Source organism: Rothia nasimurium, from assembly GCF_014217215.1.
In the GTDB taxonomy this organism is placed as follows: Bacteria; Actinomycetota; Actinomycetes; order Actinomycetales; family Micrococcaceae; genus Rothia; species Rothia avistercoris.
Genome location: NZ_CP056080.1, coordinates 599503 through 618726, shown reverse-complemented (window position 1 = coordinate 618726; position 19224 = coordinate 599503). Strand labels below are relative to the sequence as shown.

Below are 19224 nucleotides of genomic sequence, written 5' to 3'. Positions count from 1 at the left end.
TGGTTTGTATTCTGTTATCGGCACCTACGCAGGTGGGCTGGTTAGCCCTTATCGTGCCTGTAAAAGGCACAGACCGGCGGTCTTTGGTTACTTCATCTAACCACGGTTAGCGGGGCTCTGGCAAGTTAAAACCGGGTTTAAGGGTGCTTAATCACTTAAAACCACCGCTTCTACCACCTTTGTACCGTATGCAGACCAGATGAGGCAGGTTTTTTGGTCAGCACATGGTACAAACTAGCTCTGCCCTGAGAAACAGTGCAAGGCACCTTCGCGAAGAACCAGAGACAGTCTCTGCCCTTCATCGTGGGGAACTGCTGGCAGCACAGCCGTGAGGGGACTACCGGCGGGAATGGTCACACTACCTCCCGGGTGCGGCAACTCTACCGCCCGAGTGGTTTCGAGGCTAAAACGGCTTCCTACCGTATGGGTGAGCACGCCCAGCACCCGTACCGGTAGGGCCCCCGGGCTAGCGGCGTCCGCCCGCTCAAAGCCGTGGGCAGAGATACCGGCCGGTATTGCCCGCCCACCCCGTTCTACCTCTAGCTCGTTGTAGAGCGGGTGCAGCAGGCGGGCAACCTGCGCGGACGCCGGAGCGGCCAGCACCTGCCCCGGGGCGGCAACCTGGGCCAGGCGTCCGCCCTCTAGCACCGCGAGCTGCTGGCCCATCGCGAGGGCTTCGTCGGGGGTGTGGGTGACGTAGATGCCCGTGAACCCTAGTTGGCGGTGCAGGGTCAGCAGGTCGGTGCGGATAGCTTCGCTCAGGTGCTCATCGACGCTAGAGAGCGGCTCATCGAAGAGAGCCAGCGTGGGTTTACGCACCAGGGCCCGGGCAATACCGGCCCGCTGGGCCTGGCCACCCGATAGTTGCGCCGGTCTCTTGCGCAGGTGCTCCCCCAGCCCCAAGGTGTCGACAAGGGAAAGGTAGTGGTCGCGGTCCAGCTGCTCCTGGGCACGCAGGCGCTGGGCGAAGAGGATGTTCTCTTCCAGGCTCAGGTGGGGGTAGAGCACGGGCTTTTGAAAAACGAACCCCACCGACACGGCCCCTGCCTGCGGGGTCTTGGCCGTGCCCTTAATGCGGGTGCCTCCCCCAACGCCTACCGGCCGGTGGTCGAACAGCACGCGACCGGCGTCCGCTTGTTCCAGCCCGGCAATAATGCGCAGCAGGGTGGACTTGCCCGACCCCGACTCCCCCACCAGGGAAAGTAGACTGCCGCCAGGCACGGTCAGGTCAATTCCGCTAAGCACGGCGGACGCACCAAACCGCTTGGTCAGGCCGGTGATGGTTAGGGCGGGGCTGGTCATGACCTCTATTATGCCCGACGGTTGCGCGGTAGGCCCTAACCGTAGCCTTCCCACCACAGCGCATCCCTGATTCGGCCGAGCGTGCACCTTATCGCTGAGCGTGCCGCAGATAGGTGCACGCTCAGCGATAAGACGCACGCTCGTTAGGGCAGGTCAATCGATTCGGGAGTCGGGGTAACGCAATTGGCCTGCCTCTATGAGAACACGGCAGGAGGCCGGGAGTCTTGTACCGGTGAGTCCCGGCGCTAACCCTACCTCGTCTTGTCGTTCCCATAAGGTCGGCTCAAGGTTCTTTCCCCATTTCAGGACGCCGTGCACCCCGCCCTCAACGTGGGCGATGTAGCCGAGTAGGTGGGGCGTGCCGTCCACCTCATAGCGGTCAACGACCTGGCGGGGCCGCATAATGTGCACCAGTGAGTAGGGAGGTTTTTCAGGCGGATACGTCTCGCCTGTAGCGGGGGCGTAGGCAAACCAGCCATATTCGTTAGTGTCTTGGGCTGAGAACCAGTGGGGCAGGTGGCGCTCGAAGTTATGTTCGGTGATGGTCAGCTCCTCGCTCAGAAGCTGTGGGAGGTCCCAGGTGATTACCTGCCCTTCTTCGATGGTCTCAGGAGCTTTGGCCGGGGCCTGGGCCAGGTACTCAATCAGGGCTTTCACATGCGGGTGTAGCCAGTGGCCGGGATCTTGTTCGTCCCAGCGGATTTCTCCGGTGCGAGTCAGAAGCCCCTGCGAGATGAGTTTGCCAGCGCGGTCTTCGAAGCGGGAGTGCGCTTCAAACTGATACATGGGTTCACCGTCCCCGCGTTCTTCTGCAGAGTACAGGGCAGAAATATTGATGCGCATTTCGCTCTCGAAGGGGCCACCAGCATAGTTATAGATGGTGTAGTCGGTGGGAAAGTCCCCCTCGTACAGGGTTTCTAGGCGGTAGAGAAAGACGGTTTGGCTCACCGGTTCTTGCAGGGCAAGCAGCCCGGGGTAGAGCGACTTTTCATCGCGGTAGGCGGGCAAGTCGGACGGACGCGGGTAAGGGAAGTAGGCGACGCGGTACACGGGAGTTGGGCCTCCAGACATCATTGAAAGGGGTGTGCTCTTGACCACAAGAATAGCTGGCTGTGTCCGTGAAAGCTAGACCCGGGCGTCCGCGTATCCCGCCCTTGCTTCGCCATCGCTCCGCCTCCCCGCCACAACAAAAAGGCAGGCTCCCCGCACCTATGCGCGGGGAGCCTGCCTTGGATACCCGTTAGGGTCTAAGAAACTTAGGCTACGGTTGAGGGGTCAACGGGAACGCCAGGACCGAAGGTGGTGGCGATGGTTGCCTTTGAGATGTAGCGGCCCTTAGCTGATGAGGGCTTGAGGCGGTTAACCTCTTCGAGAGCTGCTTCGAAGTTCTCGGTCAGCTGCTCAGCGGTGAAGGAAGCCTTACCGATGATGAAGTGCAGGTTTGAGTTGCGGTCAACGCGGAAGTCGATCTTACCGCCCTTGATGTCTGCAACTGCCTTAGCAACGTCCATGGTGACGGTGCCGGTCTTGGGGTTGGGCATGAGGTTACGGGGACCCAGAACCTTACCCAGACGGCCAACCTTGCCCATCATGTCGGGGGTTGCAACTGCTGCGTCGAAGTCGGTCCAGCCGCCAGCGATCTTTGCGATCAGGTCATCTGAGCCAACGAAGTCAGCGCCAGCTGCTTCTGCTGCTTCAGCCTTTTCGCCGGCTGCGATAACTACAACGCGGGCGGTCTTACCGGTGCCGTTGGGCAGGTTGACGGTACCGCGTACCATCTGGTCTGCCTTGCGGGGGTCAACGCCGAGTCGCAGTGCGACCTCAACGGTTGAGTTGGGCTTGTCTGCCGCGATGTCCTTTGCTACTGCAATAGCCTCGGCGGGTGCGTAGAGCTTGTCCGCTTCGATCTTGGCTACAGCTGCCTGGTACGCCTTGCTGCGCTTTGCCATCTGCTTTTCTCCTTTGCAGGTGTGGTCTTTGGTGAGCCGCGCTCGGCTCTGCCACATGCCTCCCGGGTGGGAGACTCTAACAATTGTCTTTGGGTGAGGTGTGAACCTCGGTTCCCCGCGGTGGGCGGGGTGGAAGGGTTTTAGCCTTCGACGGTGATGCCCATGGAGCGGGCGGTGCCGGCGATGATCTTCGCTGCGGCGTCGATGTCGTTAGCGTTCAGGTCTTCCATCTTGGTCTGGGCGATTTCCTTGACCTGGTCCAGGGTCAGTGAGCCGACCTTCTGGGTGTGGGGTACGCCGGAGCCCTTAGCAACGCCAGCTGCCTTCTTGATGAGCTGTGCTGCGGGAGGGGTCTTGGTGATGAAGGTGAAGGAGCGGTCCTCGTAGACGGTGATTTCTACGGGGATGATGTTGCCGCGCTGGGATTCGGTGGCTGCGTTGTAGGCCTTGCAGAATTCCATGATGTTGACGCCGTGTGCACCGAGTGCGGGGCCAACGGGGGGCGCGGGGTTAGCGGCGCCTGCCTGGATCTGCAGCTTGATGAGGCCTGCGACCTTCTTCTTGGGAGCCATTTGTGTTTGGTCCTTTTCTTAGCTGGTGGACCGGCGCACAGGAGTATGCACCGGGCGGTGGTGCTGCCATGGCGGCGGCCGCACCGTGTAGGGGCGCACCGGCGTGGGTGCGCACATACAGTCTTCTATCTTAGTACGGTCTGGGCTTTAAAGCTATTGCGGGGCGGACGCCTACCCCTGGGTGCTTGCTCACAGGCGGGCGGGTGCCGGGTTAGGTCGACTGTGCAAACACCCTCACGATAGACTCCCCCGCTTTTGAACAAAAATAAAAGGACCGCCCCACATCAAGCGGGGCGGCCCTTGACCAGACAAGCTGGTTTTACATCTTGGTGACCTGTGAGAAGTTCAGGGTCACGGGGGTCTCGCGTTCGAAGACGGAGATCAGCACAACCATGGATGAGGCTGCGGCGTTGATCTCTGAGATGGTTGCAGGCATGCCCTCGAAGGGGCCTTCCTTAACGGTGACGGCCTCACCAATCTCAAAGCCGGTTTCAACAGCGGGAGCAGCCTTGGGAGCGGCGCCTGCTTCTGCCTGCTCAGCTTCAAAGACGGGAGCCAGCATGTCAACGACCTCATCGAGGCGCAGGGGAACCGGGTTGTAGGCGTCCTGCCCAACGAAGCCGGTCACACCGGGGGTGTGGCGCACAACGCCCCAGCTCTCGTCGGTCAGGTTCATACGCACCAGAGCGTAGCCGGGGACGCGCACACGGCGAACCAGCTTCTTGGTGGTGTTCTTGACTTCCATGACCTCTTCCATGGGGACCTGAACCTCGAAGATGTCATCTTCAGCGTTCATGGTCTGGGCACGGGATTCGAGGTTAGCCTTGACCTTGTTCTCGTAGCCGGCGTAGGTGTGAATGACGAACCATTCACCTTCCTGGCGGCGTAGCTTAGCCTTGAACTCTTCGAGCGGGTCAACGGCGGGCTCGCCAGCTTCTTCAGCTTCGCTGACTTCTTCGACGACCTCAGCGGCTGCTACTTCAACAGCCTCGTGGCCCTCTTCGGTTGCCTGCTCTGCAGGTTCTACGACCTCTTCGGTTTCAGGTGCAACTTCCTGCTCGGACACGCTTTCCTGCTTTCGTCATTGGGGTTTACTTGAAGGCGCGCACGCCCTACATACACAAAAGATTCTACGGGTTAGGCCGCCGTCGGCCTAGCTCCGTGCTTCTAGTTGATGCCGTTACCAAAAATCCAGAAGGCTCCCTGACCGAAAACGTAATCTAGACCCGAGATGAAGAGCATCATAAAAGCAACGAAGAAAAGAACAATAATCACATACTGCACCAGTTCTTTACCGGTGGGAGTGGTGACTTTTTTGAGTTCTGCGATAACTTCACGTAAGAACTGAAAAATCCGGCCGAAGAAGCCCTGCTTCTTCTCTGCGCCTGGTTCTTCAGAATCGGCGGTCCTGGCGGCGATTGATTTAGCCATGGTAGGCCCGCCCCTTTCTAGACTCATCATGAACATGAACTGTTCGATTGACAAATAAACCTGTGAGGCTTGAAGCAGGGCGGACAGGACTCGAACCTGCAACCTGCGGTTTTGGAGACCGCTGCTCTACCAATTGAGCCACCGCCCTTTGAAGGTTACCCCTTCAAGGAGGCTTGAAACCCTTGCGGGCACAAACCTAAAGCTGTTCGGTTGCGAACAACGTTATCTACTGTAGAACATATTTTTTGCTTTGGCAATTTGGTGCGCGCCAGCTCCTCTTTGGGCACCCGCCCACCCTATGATTTAAGGGGTAGGTGCCAGCGGTCGTACTGGCGTCCGCACCCTTTTTGCCATAATCCAACGGTCCTGCCCGCAGGACGGAAGCGAGAACCTCCCCATGACTGCCCGCGTATCACGCCGGATTGGCGCTATCGCCCCCTCGGCCACCCTCGTCGTTGACGCTAAAGCTAAGGCCCTCAAGGCGCAAGGACGCCCGGTTATCGGCTTTGGTGCGGGCGAGCCCGATTTCCCCACCCCCGACTACATTGTGGACGCAGCCCGCAAGGCTCTTGAGGACCCCGCCAACTTCCGCTACACCCAGGCCGCTGGCCTGCCCGCCCTCAAGCAGGCAATCGTTGAGAAGACCAAGCGTGACTCCGGCATCGATATTGACGCCTCCCAGGTGATCGTGACCAACGGCGGCAAGCAGGCCGTCTACCAGGCCTTTGCCACCGTCATTGACGAGGGTGACGACGTGCTGCTGCCCGCCCCCTACTGGACCACCTACCCCGAGGCTATCCGCCTGGCTGGTGGCAACCCCATCGAGGTCTTCGCCGGAGCCGACAAGGAGTACAAGGTCACCCCCGACATGCTGGAGGCAGCCTACACCCCCGCCACCAAGGCCCTGATTTTCGTATCCCCCTCTAACCCCACCGGTGCGGTCTACACCCCCGAAGAGACCAAAGCTATTGGCGAGTGGGCACTGGAGAAGGGCATCATCGTGCTCACCGACGAAATCTACGAGCACCTCACCTACGACGGCGTGCCCTTCACTTCCATCGTCAAGGCCGTGCCCGCCCTGGCTGAGAACACCGTCATTCTCAACGGTGTTGCCAAGACCTACGCCATGACCGGCTGGCGCGTGGGCTGGATGATTGCCCCCGTCGACATCACCAAGGCGGCAACCAACCTGCAGTCGCACATGACCTCCAACGTCAACAACATCGCCCAGCTGGCGGCACTTGAAGCTGTCTCGGGCTCCCTCGACGCCGTCAACGAGATGCATAAGGCCTTCGACCGCCGCCGCAAGACCATCGTTGAGGGGCTTAACGCTATCGAGGGCGTCCACTGCCCCACCCCCAAGGGTGCCTTCTACGCCTATGCCGATGTCACCGGCCTGCTGGGCAAGACCATTGCGGGCAAGACCCCGCAGACCTCCGCTGAGCTTGCCGAAATCATTCTGGAAGAGGCTGAAGTAGCGGTTGTTCCCGGTGAGGCTTTTGGCCCCTCCGGCTACCTGCGCCTGTCCTACGCCCTGGGCGATGAAGACCTCGCCGAAGGCCTGGCTCGTATGCAGAAGCTGCTGGCAACCGCAGAGTAATTTGCCTGATTCGGGTACGCAGGACGCCCCCATGGAGGCACCAAGTAAGCGCGGCATATGAACCGCAAGCAAGCTGGCTCGGCGGCTGGCGTGAATCGCACCTGAGCGAAGCGAAGCTGCGAGAGGGTCGCTTGCGAAGGTTCATATGCCGCGCTATCTGTATATCCGGTGCGCCCGAATCTACTACCTCACCCGACATAAAGTCATCACTGACTCTAACGGCGAGGCTGAAAACATACAGCGCAACCTACCCCACAGCTACCCAACGCAACCCCTCTTTACTACAATAGAAACCAACAAAGACCCACACTTTGGACTGCCTAAACGGGCAGAAACCCAACAGGGTCATCACCATCATTCCCCACCAGGAATAACACAAGGAGTTTCTCCATGAAGATCGGTCTGCTCACCTCCGGCGGCGACTGCCCCGGCCTGAACGCTGTTATCCGTGGCGCTGTGCTCAATGGCGTCAAGACCTACGGCGACGAGTTCGTTGGCTTCCGCGACGGTTGGCGCGGTGTTGTTGAAGGCGACTTCATGGATCTGCCCCGCACTAAGGTTCGTGGTCTGGCTCGTACCGGTGGCACCATTCTGGGTACGTCCCGCACTAACCCCTTCGATGGCCCCAATGGTGGCCCCGAGAACATCGAGATCATGATGGAGCGCAACGGTATCGATGCTATTGTCGCTATCGGTGGCGAGGGCACTCTGGCTGGTGCTAAGCGCCTGGCTGACGCGGGCCTGCCCGTGGTTGGTGTTCCCAAGACTATTGATAACGACCTGCAGGCAACCGATTACACCTTCGGTTTCGACACCGCAGTTTCTATCGCAACCGATGCCCTGGACCGCCTGCGCACCACCGGCGAGTCCCACCACCGTGCCATGGTCGCTGAGGTCATGGGCCGTCACGTTGGTTGGATTGCCCTGCACTCCGGTATGTCCGGCGGCGCTCACGCTATTCTGATTCCCGAGGTTAAGGTCTCAATGGAAGAGGTTTCTGGCTGGGTCAAGGAAGTTCACGACCGCGGCCGCTCCCCCCTAATTGTTGTTGCTGAGGGCTTCATCCCCGAGGGCTTCGACGATGTGATGGCTGGTAAGGGCCAGGAGAAGGACGGCCGCCCCCGCCTGGGCGGTATCGGCGACTGGGTTGCGCAGGAGATTGAGCGCATCACCGGCATTGAAACCCGTAACACCACCCTGGGCCACATTCAGCGCGGTGGCGCCCCCACCGGCTTTGACCGCGTGCTCTCAACCCGCCTGGGTATCCAGGTTGTCGATATGATTCACGACAAGGAATGGGGCAAGATGGTTGCCCTGCAGGGTACCGAGATTAAGCGCGTTGACTTTGCTGAGGCCCTTAACGGTCTGAAGACCGTTCCGGTCCACCGCTACGAAGAGGCTAAGGTTCTCTTCGGCCGCTAGGCCACACGCCTCACACTAGAAACGACTGCTTCCCCAAGAATTCTTGGGGAAGCAGTCATTTTTATGGGCACTTGTTTTACCGTGTCTGTGCCGTGTCTACCGTGGTACGGGATCAGAGACCTCTAGCGCAGAAAGTCCCCCATGTTCCGGCGTCCTGCCACCTGGCCGGCGTCCGGAACAACAATCACGGTCTGAGCAGCAGCGTACTGGCTAGTTGCGGGGTTGCCGTCGGCGTCCGTATCTCCCTCATCCACCACGCGCAGGGTGGCGGCGGGGTCAACCGAGCGTTTCAGGACGGCCAGGGCGATAGGCCCAGCTTCATGGTGCAGGGCCACCGAGGTTATGGTGCCTACCTTCTTCTCGCCGTTCATCACGGCAGAACCGGCAGCGGGTAGGGTGTGCTCTGAGCCGTCCAGGTCGAGGAAGGTTAGGCGGCGGGGCGGGTGCCCCAGGTTGTGCACGCGAGCAACGGTCTCCTGGCCCTTGTAGCAGCCCTTCTCCAGGTGCACGGCGGTACGCAGCAGGTCGAGCTCGTGGGGGATGGTCTTCTCATCGGAGTCCACGCCCACGCGCGGGCGCCAGGCCTCAATGCGCAGAGCCTCAGCGGCCCAGACCCCGGCCAGCTGGGCTCCCTCGACCGCATCGAGCAGGCGGTGGGCGGGTACGATGGTCAGGTAGCGGCGGTAGGCGGACGCCGGGTGCTCGCCTTCCCCAGCGGACGCGTAGGTGTAGCCCCCGGGGGCAATACCGGCGCTCCAGGGGTCAGCCCAGACAATGCCGCCTGCCAGCACGGCGTCCGCCCCATCAACCTCGCGCGGGTCAAGGGTGGACCCCAGCACCGCGTGGGTTTCGGTGCGGTCGGTAATCTCAACGCGCAGCATGAACTTCATGCGGTTCAAATACTCGGCCAGAGGCGCAGCCTGGTCCCGTTCAGTAATCAGCCAGACCGCGCCGTCCTTCTCAACAGCAAAGGCGGAGAACTCGATGCGGCCCTGCGGGGTCAGCAGAAGAAGCTCGGTGGAGTCCCCCTCCCCCAGCCCGGCTAGGACCTGGCTTGAGAGGGTGGTCAGCCAGCTCAGGCGGTCCTCGCCCGCAACCGTCACCACGCCCAGGTTGGAGTGGTCAACCAGGGCAAGCCGGGTACGGCGGGCCAGGGCCCGCTGCTCAGCAACCGGGTCGCCGTAGTGGGCAGCGACCCCCGCGTCCGCCCCGGACGCCGCAAAAGCACCCGGGCGAGACAGCAGGGGGCTATGGTAGGCAGTCACTACTGGTCACCTGCAAGGTTTTCGCCGCCGAACATGGTAGCGCCCAGGTCTTCACCGGTCATGGACGAGGTCTTACGCAGCTCAGCCGAAGCGTGCTTCTCAAGCTTGCGGGTTTCGGGGTTAGCGGTTTCCCAGTCCCACATGAGGTTGCCGTTGACCAGGCCCCAGAGGCGTACGGAACCGGCGTAGTCCTTGGTGATGTCGTCCTTGAGCATGTTGCCGGTCTGCATACGCACCACCGGGCCTTTAATCATGCCCACGTAGTTTTCGGTCAGGCCGCCGGGGTGGGCGATGGTAGCCAGCAGGTTGAAGCCTCCGTCCTCGTTGCGTAGGGACTCAACGGACTCAGCGTCCTGGTGCACCGGGACCACGTCAGCAGGTACCAGGCCGGGGCCGACGTCGCCGTCCATCTGGGGGCGGTCAATCTGCCAGAAGCCGGTCTCAACGGTGATGGTGCGCAGCTTCTGGCCCTGGTCATCGAGCAGGAAGCTCTCGGCGCGGTACTCAATGAAGGGCAGACCGTCCTGGCTGAAGGTAATAATCTGCCCGAAGGGAGTTGATTCTGAACCCTCGTACCAGAGGGAGCCGGTACCCTCCCAGGTGCCCAGCAGCCAGGAGAAGGGCACGAGTTCGGGGGTAAGGTTGGTGGGAATTTCAATAGCCATACATACCAGTGTAGTGCGGGAGACGTGCGGGCGGCAGGGGCGTCCCTCTGACGACTAACCTTCTTGCTGGTTCGCTCTGGCTCACAAGCTCGCCAGATTCACGCCGAGATTATTTTCCTCGCGCGCTCGGAATCTCGACGCTCATCGACTGCAATTCATGCCAGCCCCAGCCAGTCGTCTGCCGGGACGTCCCCGCCGCCCGCTTTTCCTACTCCCCTGTTGGTCAGGCTTTAGGGCATAAAGAAAACCGGCCCTCGCGCAACAGTGCGCGGGGCCGGTGTTAAGAGGCCTGTGGGTTGCTTACTTCTGGCCGCGGAAGAGGCCGGTGAGTACGAAACCGATGCAGGTGAAGATAGCCAGACCTGCCAGGCCCAGAAGGACGAGGAAGAAAATTTCAAGTGCAAGAATACTCATACGGCTACCCTACCACGTGCGTGAGGAAAGTCGCACACACATAGGCGATGACGCCGATAAATGCTACGGGTGTTACGCCCAGGGTGACGGCGCCGCGGCGGGGCCCCTCCTTGGGGCCTGCCGAGACAACCCGGATGCCGATAAGACCCAGCAGCAGGCCGACGGCCAGGCCGATGGTGATGACGGGATAGGCGGTTTCAACGTCCCTGGCAAGGATGGCTAGACCCACCCAGCCTGCTACCGATACCGAGGCGAGCACACCCGAGACGCAGCTAATGACCGACTCCAGGCGCCCCACAGCGCCTTCGCCGCGGGCTAGTTCTGCCATGAAGCTTGCGACCACGCCCACCGCTGCGATAGCGGGCAGGAAGGTCAGGGGGGAACTGCCGGGGTTGAGCCAGGAGTAGAGCAGGGAGGCTACGCCCGATATCAGCACGATGACGGAGTGGGAGGTGATGCGGCGGCGGCCGCGTAGTTCGGCGATGCCGGTGGCTGCGGGCCAGCCGCCGGCGATGAGAAGGACGGCGCCCAACCCGGCGAGTGCTGCGAGGTCGGGTGAGGTAGCTGCGGTGATGACCAGGGCTATGAGGGTGATGAGGGCTGAGAGTGCCACCAGTGTGTAGCGAGAACGGCGGGTTGTGCCGATACGCCCGATGGGCCCTTCGTAGACGGTTTTCTGTCGGGCTCGGCGGAGCTTGGTGAGCTCGGGGACGAAGGTGCGGATAGCTCGGGTGTGGGTGGGATCTTTAGTAGTCACTCTGGGATTTCATCTCGGTGTGTGGTGGGCCGGTGGTGTGGGTGCCGGCGTCCTTCTTATCTTCCCGTATTACGAACCTGTTTATCAACGTCTGTGGCGTGCGTTTTATACTGGTGCTTGAGTTGACCTGTTCAAGGGAGTGTATGAGCGTGCTGCATATTGTCGTATTGAGTGATTCTGCGACCGATGGCGCTGATGTCACTCAGTCGCTGGGGTTGTTGGCTCATCAGCTGTCTATTCTGCCGTTGGGGGCTTCTGCTCCGATGGTGCAGGCTGCGGGGCCCGATGTGGTCTTGGTTGATGCCCGTGAGCAGTTGGTTGCGGCCCGTAACTGTGCCCAGTTGTTGAAGGGGTCTGGTTTTACTACGCCGCTGTTGATGGTGCTTACCGAGGGCGGTATGGCTGCGGTGGCGCCGCACTGGATGGTGGACGATATCGTGCTTGAGTCGGTGGGTCCGGCTGAGCTTGAGGCCCGTTTGAGGTTGTTGACGACGCATGTGGCTGCGGAGGCTGAGCCTGAGAGCACGGTCATTCGGGCCGGTGGTATCACGGTGGATGAGGCCTCGTATTCGGCGCGTTTGCAGGGTTCGCCTCTGAACCTGACCTATAAAGAGTTTGAGTTGCTGAAGTTTTTGGTGCAGCACCCCGGGCGGGTTTTTACGCGAGCCCAGCTTCTCTCTGAGGTGTGGGGTTATGACTACTACGGTGGTACGCGCACGGTTGATGTGCATATTCGTCGTCTGCGGTCGAAGCTGGGCCCTGACAATGAGCAGTTGATTACGACGGTTCGCAATGTGGGGTATAGCTTTAACTCGGCGCGGTCGGATTCTAGGTAGGCTTAGAGGAGCTGCGATGTGTGTAGGAGGCGCGTGTGGTCTATGAAATTATTTCACCCAAGGTTTCGGGTGTTGTGCTAGCTGATTTTGAGCGGTTGGCTGAGCTGGCCCGGCAGCAGGACGGCGCCTCCCCCTTTTCTGAGCAGACCTTTGTTGAGCTGCGCAAGGCAGCTGCGGGGGCGGACGCCGGTGTGCGGCTTTTTGAGGCCCGGCAGGCTGGTGCGCCCCTAGGTTTTGCGGCCCTGGTGAGAGAAGGTGAGCTCTGGGTGTTGGAGGCCGCTGTTGCCCCCGAGGCCCGTGGCCAGGGCCTTGGCTCGGCCCTAATAGGCGCGGCGGTTGAGGCTGCCAGTGAAGAGCCGCTTCGGGCCTGGATACACGGTGGTTCTGATACGTCTAGCCCTGCACTGCAGGCGGCAACCCACCTGGCCGATAAGCTGGGCTGGCGCTCTACCCGCGAACTCTACAAGCTGGGTCTGGCCCTGACCGATGAGGCACGGGCGAGCGTCCGCGCCGCTGCCCAGGACCGCCCCCTCCCCCCTGGCCTAACGCTGACCACCTATACCCCCGACCTGGCTGAGGCCTGGGTGCAGGTCAATACCCAGGCCTTTGCCCACCACCCTGAGCAGGGTCGGCTAACCCTCGATGACCTTGCGGCCCGCACCGACTCTGACTGGTTCCGGGCAGAAGGGTTCTTCCTGGCGGTAGAAAAGGACGGGCAGCTGGCAGGCTTCCATTGGACCAAGATTCCTACCGGCCAGGGTGAGCGTCCCGAAGGGGAAGTCTATGCGGTGGGCATCGCCCCCACCTGGCAGGGTAAGGGACTGGGGAAGGCTCTGACCCTAGCCGGTATGGCCTACCTAGCCGGGGCTACCGACGAGTCCGGCACGCCCCTTGACCGCATCGTCCTCTATGTCGATGCCGACAACACCGACGCTGTAGCCCTCTACTGCTCCCTCAGCTTTACCCCCCTCACCATCGACCGACAGTACGCACCTGCCCACCCCTAACCTTTACCACCGCCCCTCGCATTGAAAGGCACACCATGACCACCACACCGGCAGAAACCTCGGCCCACCCCCATATCAACGGCGATATTAACAAGCTCGAACGCGCCGAAACCCGCGTAGACCGTATCGACGTGGGCGAAAAAATCAAGCAGCCCAACCTCGAGGGCGATTTCGGCAGCGACCGCTTCCTTGACCGCGAAATCAGCTGGCTCGAGTTCAACACCCGAGTGCTCGAACTGGCCGAAGACCCCAACCTCTACCTGCTAGAGCGCCTGAACTTCCTCTCCATCGTCACCAGCAACCTGGACGAGTTCTTCATGGTACGCGTGGCCGGCCTCAAGCGCCGCATTGCCACCGGCATAGCCGTGCCCTCAGCAGCCGGGCTCTCCCCCGAAGAACAGATGGAAGAAATCTCCGAGGCCGCCCACGCCCTGCAGGAGCGTCAGGCCAGGGTCTTCCATGAGCAGGTCTACCCCGAACTGGAAAAGGAAAACATCCGTATCGTCGGCTGGGCAGACCTCTCATCAGCAGAGCAGGAGCGCCTCTCTCGCTTCTTCCGTGCCCAGCTCTTCCCCGTGCTCACTCCCCTGGCTGTTGACCCGGCCCACCCCTTCCCCTACATTTCTGGCCTGTCGCTCAACCTGGCCGTCATCGTCCGTAACCCCCAGACCGGCAAGGAGCTCTTCGCCCGCCTAAAGATGCCCGAAACCATCGAGCGCATGGTGGCGGTAGACGGTGCCCGCTCGGTCAAGTCCTCCTCGGGTGAGGTCCGCTTCATTCCCCTCGAGGTCATCATCGCCGAGCACCTCGACATGCTCTTCCCCGGCATGGAGGTCGTGGAACATCACGCCTTCCGTGTGACCCGCAACGAGGATCTTGAAGTTGAAGAAGACGACGCCGAGAACCTGCTCAAGGCCCTAGAAACCGAGCTGCTACGCCGCCGCTTCGGCCCCCCGGTGCGTCTGGAGGTTGAAGACACCATCAACCCCACCATCCTTGACCTGCTCGTTTCAGAGCTGCGCATCGATGAGCACGAGGTCTACAAGCTCCCCGCCCCCCTCGACCTGCGTGGCCTGTCTGATATCGCCAAGACCAACCGCCCGGCCCTGCACTACCCCAAGCACATCGCCCACACCTCCCGCTGGCTCAACGCCAACGAGACCTCCAAGGCAGCCGATGTCTTTACCGCAACCCGCGACCACGATGTGCTCCTGCACCACCCCTACGACTCCTTTGCGACCAGTGTGCAGGCCTTCCTGGAGCAGGCAGCTGCCGACCCCTCCGTCCTGGCTATTAAGCAGACCCTCTACCGCACCTCCGGCGATTCCCCCATCGTGGACGCCCTTATCGAGGCAGCGGAAGCCGGTAAGCAGGTGCTAGCCCTGGTTGAGATTAAGGCCCGTTTCGACGAGGCCGCCAACATCAACTGGGCCCGCAAACTGGAACGTGCGGGCGTGCACGTGGTCTACGGCATCGTGGGTCTCAAGACCCACTGCAAGCTCTCCCTGGTCGTGCGTAAAGAAGCGGACGGGCTGCGCCGCTACTGCCACATCGGCACCGGCAACTACCACCCCTCCACCGCCCGCTTCTACGAGGACCTCGGCCTTATCACATGCGACCCGCAAATCGGTGAGGACGTCTCTCGTCTCTTCAACCAGCTCTCCGGCTACGCCCCGAAGACCACCTACAAGCAGCTACTGGTTGCCCCCCGCTCCCTGCGCTCGGGCCTGATTGACAACATCAACAAGGAAATCGAGCACAAGCGCGCGGGCCACGCCGCCAAGATTCAGATCAAGTGCAACTCCATGGTCGATGAGGCCATCATCGACTCCCTCTACCGCGCCTCCCAGGCAGGGGTTGAGGTCAACGTGGTCGTTCGCGGTATCTGTGCCCTGCGCCCCGGCGTCCCCGGTCTCTCCGAGAACATCAAGGTGCGTTCAGTCCTGGGCCGCTTCCTCGAGCACTCCCGCGTCTTCACCTTCGAAAACGCCGGAACCCCCAAGGTCTACATCGGTTCAGCAGACATGATGCACCGCAACCTCGACCGCCGTGTTGAAGCCCTGGTGCATGTGAAGGCAGAAGCCCACATCAAGTACCTGCTAGAGATGTTCGACAACTACCTCTCAGAGAAAACCAGCAACTGGCACCTGGGGTCAGACGGCACCTGGGAACGCCACCACCTGGCAGCCGACGGCTCACCCCTGCGCGATGTGCAGGCCTACTACCTGGCTAGCCGCGACCAGAAACGCAACAAGCGAGCCTAAGCCGGGCGCAGACATCCGCGCCTTGTCCACCGCTCACAGCTAAGGGGCATAGAATGTCCTTGGGTTAACATTCGGTTAACTCAAGGACATTCTCAATGCCCGCCCCACCCCCATGGAGCTTCCCACATGCCGCACACCGAGACCTTCTACGCCGCCCACACCCACGACGGAGCGCTCTCGCTCAGCCGGGGCCCCCACAACCGGGTAGCTGTCAACGCAGCAGGCGCCATCATCTGGCGCTGGCACCACGACCAGGTGCAGGTCCTCATCATCCACCGCCCCCGCTACGATGACTGGTCCTGGCCCAAGGGCAAGCAGGACCCCGGCGAAACCCTGCCCGAAACCGCCATCCGGGAAATCCGTGAAGAGGTCGGGCTCAACGTCACCCTCGGCGCCCCTCTGGCGGTGACCGCCTACGAGGTCAAGGGCAAGCCCAAGGAGGTCTACTACTGGGCAGCCGAAGCACCCGCCGGGCAAAAAGCCGTTGCCGATGAGGGCGAAGTGGACGAGCTGCGCTGGGTCACTCCCAAACAGGCCCGCACCATGCTCACCAACGCCATCGACAAAGAGCCCCTCGACGCCCTGCTGGCCCTGGCCCACGCGCAGAACCTGCGCACCCGCCCGGTGATTATCGTCCGCCATGCCAAGGCCAAACCGCGCGCCAGCTGGGCCGGGGCCGAAGGCGAGCGCTCACTTGCGGCTACCGGCAAGCGCCAGGCACTGGCGGTAGGACGCCTGCTGGAGGCCTGGCAGCCCGAACGCATCGTTTCCTCTCCCTGGGTGCGCTGCATGCAGACGGTCTACCCCTATTCGAAGGCCTCTGGCATTTCCATCAAGGAGAAGCGGGCCCTGACCGAAGCCCACCATGCCCGAGCGCCCAAGCACGCCCGTAAGGTGGTCGAGTCTCTCTTTGAGAAGCGGGATAAGTCGGTTATGCTCTGCACCCACCGCCCGGTGTTACCCACTGTCCTTGAGGTTCTGGGAGAGCACCTGAATAAGCAGCTACGCCCCCATCTGCCCCTGCATGACCCCTACCTCAAACCCGGGGAGATGTGGGTCTTGCAGGTGTCTGTGGCCCACCCCAAGACCGTGGTGTCGCTGGAACAAATTAAGCCTTTTGACGATTAAAGAAGATATGACTGTTATTCCTACCCCCTACGAAGACCTGCTGCACGAGATTATGGCGACCGGCGACGAGAAAGCCGACCGCACCGGCACCGGCACCAGAAGCGTCTTCGGCCGTCAGATGCGCTTTGACTTATCTGAGAGTTTTCCGCTGATTACCACCAAGAAGGTGCACTTCAAGTCGGTGGTTATTGAGCTGCTCTGGTTCCTGCGCGGGGAGTCCAACGTACGCTGGTTGCAGGAGCGCGGCGTGACTATCTGGGATGAGTGGGCGGACGAGGACGGCGAACTGGGCCCGGTCTACGGGGTGCAGTGGCGCTCCTGGCCGGCCGGTGACGGCCAGACCATCGACCAGATTGCCAAGGTGCTTGACTCGCTCAAGAACAACCCCGATTCCCGCCGTCATATTGTCTCTGCTTGGAACCCGGCTGGGGTTGACGACATGGCGCTGCCGCCCTGCCATGCCCTCTTCCAGTTCTACGTAAAGACCCGGGAGGACGGCCAGAAGGAGCTCTCCTGCCAGCTCTACCAGCGGTCTGCCGATATGTTCCTGGGCGTACCCTTCAACATTGCCTCCTATGCCCTGCTGACCCAGCTGATTGCTGAAGAGGTGGGTATGGTGCCCGGTGAGTTTGTCTGGACCGGCGGGGATTGCCACATCTACTCTAACCACTACGAGCAGGTTACCGAGCAGCTGTCGCGCGAGCCCTACCCCTACCCGCGCCTGCGCATTAAGAATAAGAAGCCCTCAATTTTTGACTACGAGTTTGAGGACTTTGAGCTGGTAGATTACCGCCACCACCCCCTCATTAAGGCCCCAATTGCGGTCTAGGGCCAAGGAGTTGAGCGTGAACGGTGAGCGGGTAAGCGGCTCGGGTACCCTGCCCGAGCTAGCAGCTATCTGGGCGCAGGCGGGCAACGGGGTGATTGGCCGTAACGGCGATATGCCCTGGTATGCCCCCGAGGACCTAGCCCATTTCAAGACCTTGACTCTGGGCGCCCCGGTCGTTATGGGCCGGGTGACCTGGGAGTCTTGCCCTCCTCGCTTCCGCCCCCCTGCCAGGGCGGCTCAATCTTGTGATTACGCATTCTGTCTCGCAGGTTGAAGAAAAGGACGGTGCTGTCTGGGCACCCTCTCTCGATGCGGCTTTGGGGGCGGCGCAGAGTTTAGCACCGGACGCCCCCACCTACTGGGTCATTGGCGGCGGCTCCCTCTACGCCGAGGCCCTACACCGCACCGATCTACCAGGAGTAGCGGGTAGGCAGGTGGCCCGGGTGGAGCGCACCCTCTTTGAGACTGAGATTCCAGGGGATACCTACGCCCCCGAGCTGGGCGCCGACTGGGCACTAGTTGCTGATGGCGCACCCGTCCGCTCTGAAAAAGGCTATGCGCTGGCTACCACCGGTGAGAAGCTCCCTCTCACCATGCGGTTCCAGACCCTGCGCCGGGAGCCGGTAAAAGCTAGACTGAAACCATGACTTTTACATCTGGTGATTCCGTAGGCTTTGTTGGTTACCGTGGCATGGTCGGCTCCGTGCTCATGAAGCGTATGCTCGAAGAAGGTGACTTCGAGGGTATCAACCCGGTCTTCTTCTCCACTTCCCAGGCCGGTTCAGCAGCCCCCACCTTCAGCGGCGCCCTCGAAGAGTCCACTCTCAAGGACGCCCACGATATCGACGAGCTCGCCAAGCTGCCCGTCATCGTGACTACCCAGGGTGGCGACTACACCAAGGCAGTACACACCCAGCTGCGCGAGCGCGGCTGGAGCGGTCTCTGGATTGACGCCGCCTCAACCCTGCGCATGAACGATGACGCCGTCATCGTGCTTGATCCCATCAACCGCGACGTCATCGACCGCGGCCTGGAGTCAGGGATTAAGGACTTTATCGGCGGCAACTGCACCGTCTCCTGCCTGCTCATGGGCCTGGGCGGTCTGTGGAAGCAGGGCCTAGTTGAGTGGGGCACTTCCATGACCTACCAGGCAGCCTCCGGTGGCGGCGCCCGCCACATGCGCGAGGTGCTCAAGCAGTTCGGCGATATCAACGGCTACGTAGCAACCGAGCTGGACGACCCCGCGTCCGCCATCCTTGAGATTGACCGCAAGGTGCTGGAACTCCAGCGCTCCGGCGACCTCGATACCACCCAGTTCGGTGTTCCCCTGGCCGGTTCACTGATTCCCTGGATTGACTCTGACCTGGGCAACGGCCAGTCCCGCGAAGAGTGGAAGGCCGAGGCTGAGTCCAACAAGATTCTGGGCCTTGAGGGTGATGACCGCGTGGTTCTTGACGGCCTGTGTGTGCGTATTGCAACCATGCGCTCCCACTCCCAGGCTCTGACCCTGAAGCTCAAGGAAGACCTGACCGTTGAGGAAATCGAGAAGATTATCGATGAGGACAACGAGTGGTCAAAGGTTATCCTCAACACCAAGGACGCCACCGTCGAGGGTCTGACCCCCGTTGCGGCGTCCGGTACCCTGGATATCCCGGTGGGCCGCATCCGCAAGCTCAACATGGGCCCCCAGTACATCTCTGCTTTCACCGTGGGTGACCAGCTGCTGTGGGGCGCCGCAGAACCCGTGCGCCGCATGCTGAAGATTGCGACCGGCACCCTTTAG

General features: G+C 61.4%; 19 protein-coding genes and 1 tRNA gene. 10 read left to right on the top strand and 10 right to left on the bottom strand.

From position 1 onward, the window contains the following. Window positions 1-234: 234 nt before the first annotated feature. The 7 genes from HWU94_RS02980 to HWU94_RS02950 form a co-directional block, all read right to left on the bottom strand. Window positions 235-1302: an ABC transporter ATP-binding protein gene (locus tag HWU94_RS02980; RefSeq protein ID WP_185174248.1), complete on the bottom strand. Its 1068-nt coding sequence runs from the start codon at window positions 1300-1302 to the stop codon at window positions 235-237. A 153-nt stretch (window positions 1303-1455) separates the two neighbouring features. Then, the gene (locus HWU94_RS02975; RefSeq protein WP_185174247.1) at window positions 1456-2376 is read right to left on the bottom strand and encodes a hypothetical protein; all 921 of its coding nucleotides are present in this window, start codon (window positions 2374-2376) and stop codon (window positions 1456-1458) included. A gap of 182 nt (window positions 2377-2558) precedes the next feature. Beyond that, window positions 2559-3251 (bottom strand): 50S ribosomal protein L1, encoded by a 693-nt coding sequence (gene rplA, locus HWU94_RS02970; protein ID WP_185174246.1) that lies wholly within the window; start codon window positions 3249-3251, stop codon window positions 2559-2561. Window positions 3252-3391: 140 nt separating this feature from the next. Then, window positions 3392-3823 (bottom strand): 50S ribosomal protein L11, encoded by a 432-nt coding sequence (rplK, locus tag HWU94_RS02965; protein WP_135012423.1) that lies wholly within the window; start codon window positions 3821-3823, stop codon window positions 3392-3394. 319 nt (window positions 3824-4142) lie between these two features. Beyond that, on the bottom strand, window positions 4143-4889 hold the full coding sequence (gene nusG / locus HWU94_RS02960; RefSeq protein ID WP_185174245.1) for a transcription termination/antitermination protein NusG: 747 nt from the start codon (window positions 4887-4889) through the stop codon (window positions 4143-4145). 101 nt (window positions 4890-4990) lie between these two features. Continuing rightward, window positions 4991-5254, bottom strand: coding sequence for a preprotein translocase subunit SecE (gene secE / locus HWU94_RS02955; RefSeq protein ID WP_185174244.1), 264 nt, complete (start codon window positions 5252-5254; stop codon window positions 4991-4993). Window positions 5255-5329: 75 nt separating this feature from the next. Further along, a tRNA-Trp gene (locus HWU94_RS02950) sits at window positions 5330-5402 on the bottom strand. 249 nt (window positions 5403-5651) lie between these two features. Here HWU94_RS02950 and HWU94_RS02945 point away from each other — a divergent pair. Both HWU94_RS02945 and HWU94_RS02940 read left to right on the top strand, forming a co-directional pair. Next, on the top strand, window positions 5652-6854 hold the full coding sequence (locus HWU94_RS02945; protein WP_185174243.1) for a pyridoxal phosphate-dependent aminotransferase: 1203 nt from the start codon (window positions 5652-5654) through the stop codon (window positions 6852-6854). Between the two features lie 390 nt (window positions 6855-7244). Beyond that, window positions 7245-8276 carry a 6-phosphofructokinase gene (locus HWU94_RS02940; RefSeq protein ID WP_185174242.1) on the top strand — a complete coding sequence of 344 codons (1032 nt, stop codon included), beginning with the start codon at window positions 7245-7247 and terminating at the stop codon, window positions 8274-8276. 122 nt (window positions 8277-8398) lie between these two features. On the opposite strand, the gene HWU94_RS02935 is transcribed toward HWU94_RS02940, so the two are convergent. From HWU94_RS02935 to HWU94_RS02925, 3 genes are all read right to left on the bottom strand, one after another. Then, window positions 8399-9541, bottom strand: a complete 1143-nt coding sequence (locus tag HWU94_RS02935; protein WP_244956008.1) for a folate-binding protein YgfZ — start codon at window positions 9539-9541, stop codon at window positions 8399-8401. Next, window positions 9541-10206 (bottom strand): FABP family protein, encoded by a 666-nt coding sequence (locus HWU94_RS02930; protein ID WP_185174241.1) that lies wholly within the window; start codon window positions 10204-10206, stop codon window positions 9541-9543. The genes HWU94_RS02935 and HWU94_RS02930 overlap by 1 nt, the downstream gene beginning before the upstream one ends. 418 nt (window positions 10207-10624) lie before the next feature. Continuing rightward, window positions 10625-11377 (bottom strand): hypothetical protein, encoded by a 753-nt coding sequence (locus HWU94_RS02925; protein ID WP_185174240.1) that lies wholly within the window; start codon window positions 11375-11377, stop codon window positions 10625-10627. A gap of 149 nt (window positions 11378-11526) precedes the next feature. Here HWU94_RS02925 and HWU94_RS02920 point away from each other — a divergent pair, with 149 nt between their 5' ends. The 8 genes from HWU94_RS02920 (at window position 11527) to asd (ending at window position 19224) form a co-directional block, all read left to right on the top strand. Further along, entirely contained in the window at window positions 11527-12213 is a 687-nt protein-coding gene (locus tag HWU94_RS02920; protein WP_185174738.1) for a response regulator transcription factor, read from the top strand. Window positions 12214-12248: 35 nt separating this feature from the next. Next, the gene (mshD, locus tag HWU94_RS02915; protein WP_185174239.1) at window positions 12249-13220 is read left to right on the top strand and encodes a mycothiol synthase; all 972 of its coding nucleotides are present in this window, start codon (window positions 12249-12251) and stop codon (window positions 13218-13220) included. A 35-nt stretch (window positions 13221-13255) separates the two neighbouring features. Then, window positions 13256-15484, top strand: a complete 2229-nt coding sequence (locus tag HWU94_RS02910) for an RNA degradosome polyphosphate kinase (RefSeq protein ID WP_185174238.1) — start codon at window positions 13256-13258, stop codon at window positions 15482-15484. Window positions 15485-15610: 126 nt separating this feature from the next. Beyond that, on the top strand, window positions 15611-16612 hold the full coding sequence (locus HWU94_RS02905) for an NUDIX hydrolase (RefSeq protein ID WP_185174237.1): 1002 nt from the start codon (window positions 15611-15613) through the stop codon (window positions 16610-16612). Between the two features lie 7 nt (window positions 16613-16619). Beyond that, on the top strand, window positions 16620-17441 hold the full coding sequence (locus HWU94_RS02900) for a thymidylate synthase (protein WP_185174236.1): 822 nt from the start codon (window positions 16620-16622) through the stop codon (window positions 17439-17441). Between the two features lie 112 nt (window positions 17442-17553). Continuing rightward, the gene (locus HWU94_RS11665; RefSeq protein ID WP_280527422.1) at window positions 17554-17715 is read left to right on the top strand and encodes a dihydrofolate reductase; all 162 of its coding nucleotides are present in this window, start codon (window positions 17554-17556) and stop codon (window positions 17713-17715) included. After that, on the top strand, window positions 17687-18088 hold the full coding sequence (locus tag HWU94_RS02895; RefSeq protein WP_280527416.1) for a dihydrofolate reductase: 402 nt from the start codon (window positions 17687-17689) through the stop codon (window positions 18086-18088). Before HWU94_RS11665 ends, HWU94_RS02895 begins: the two co-directional genes overlap by 29 nt. Further along, complete coding sequence (gene asd, locus HWU94_RS02890) at window positions 18085-19224, top strand: aspartate-semialdehyde dehydrogenase (RefSeq protein ID WP_185174235.1); 1140 nt, start codon at window positions 18085-18087, stop codon at window positions 19222-19224. The genes HWU94_RS02895 and asd overlap by 4 nt, the downstream gene beginning before the upstream one ends.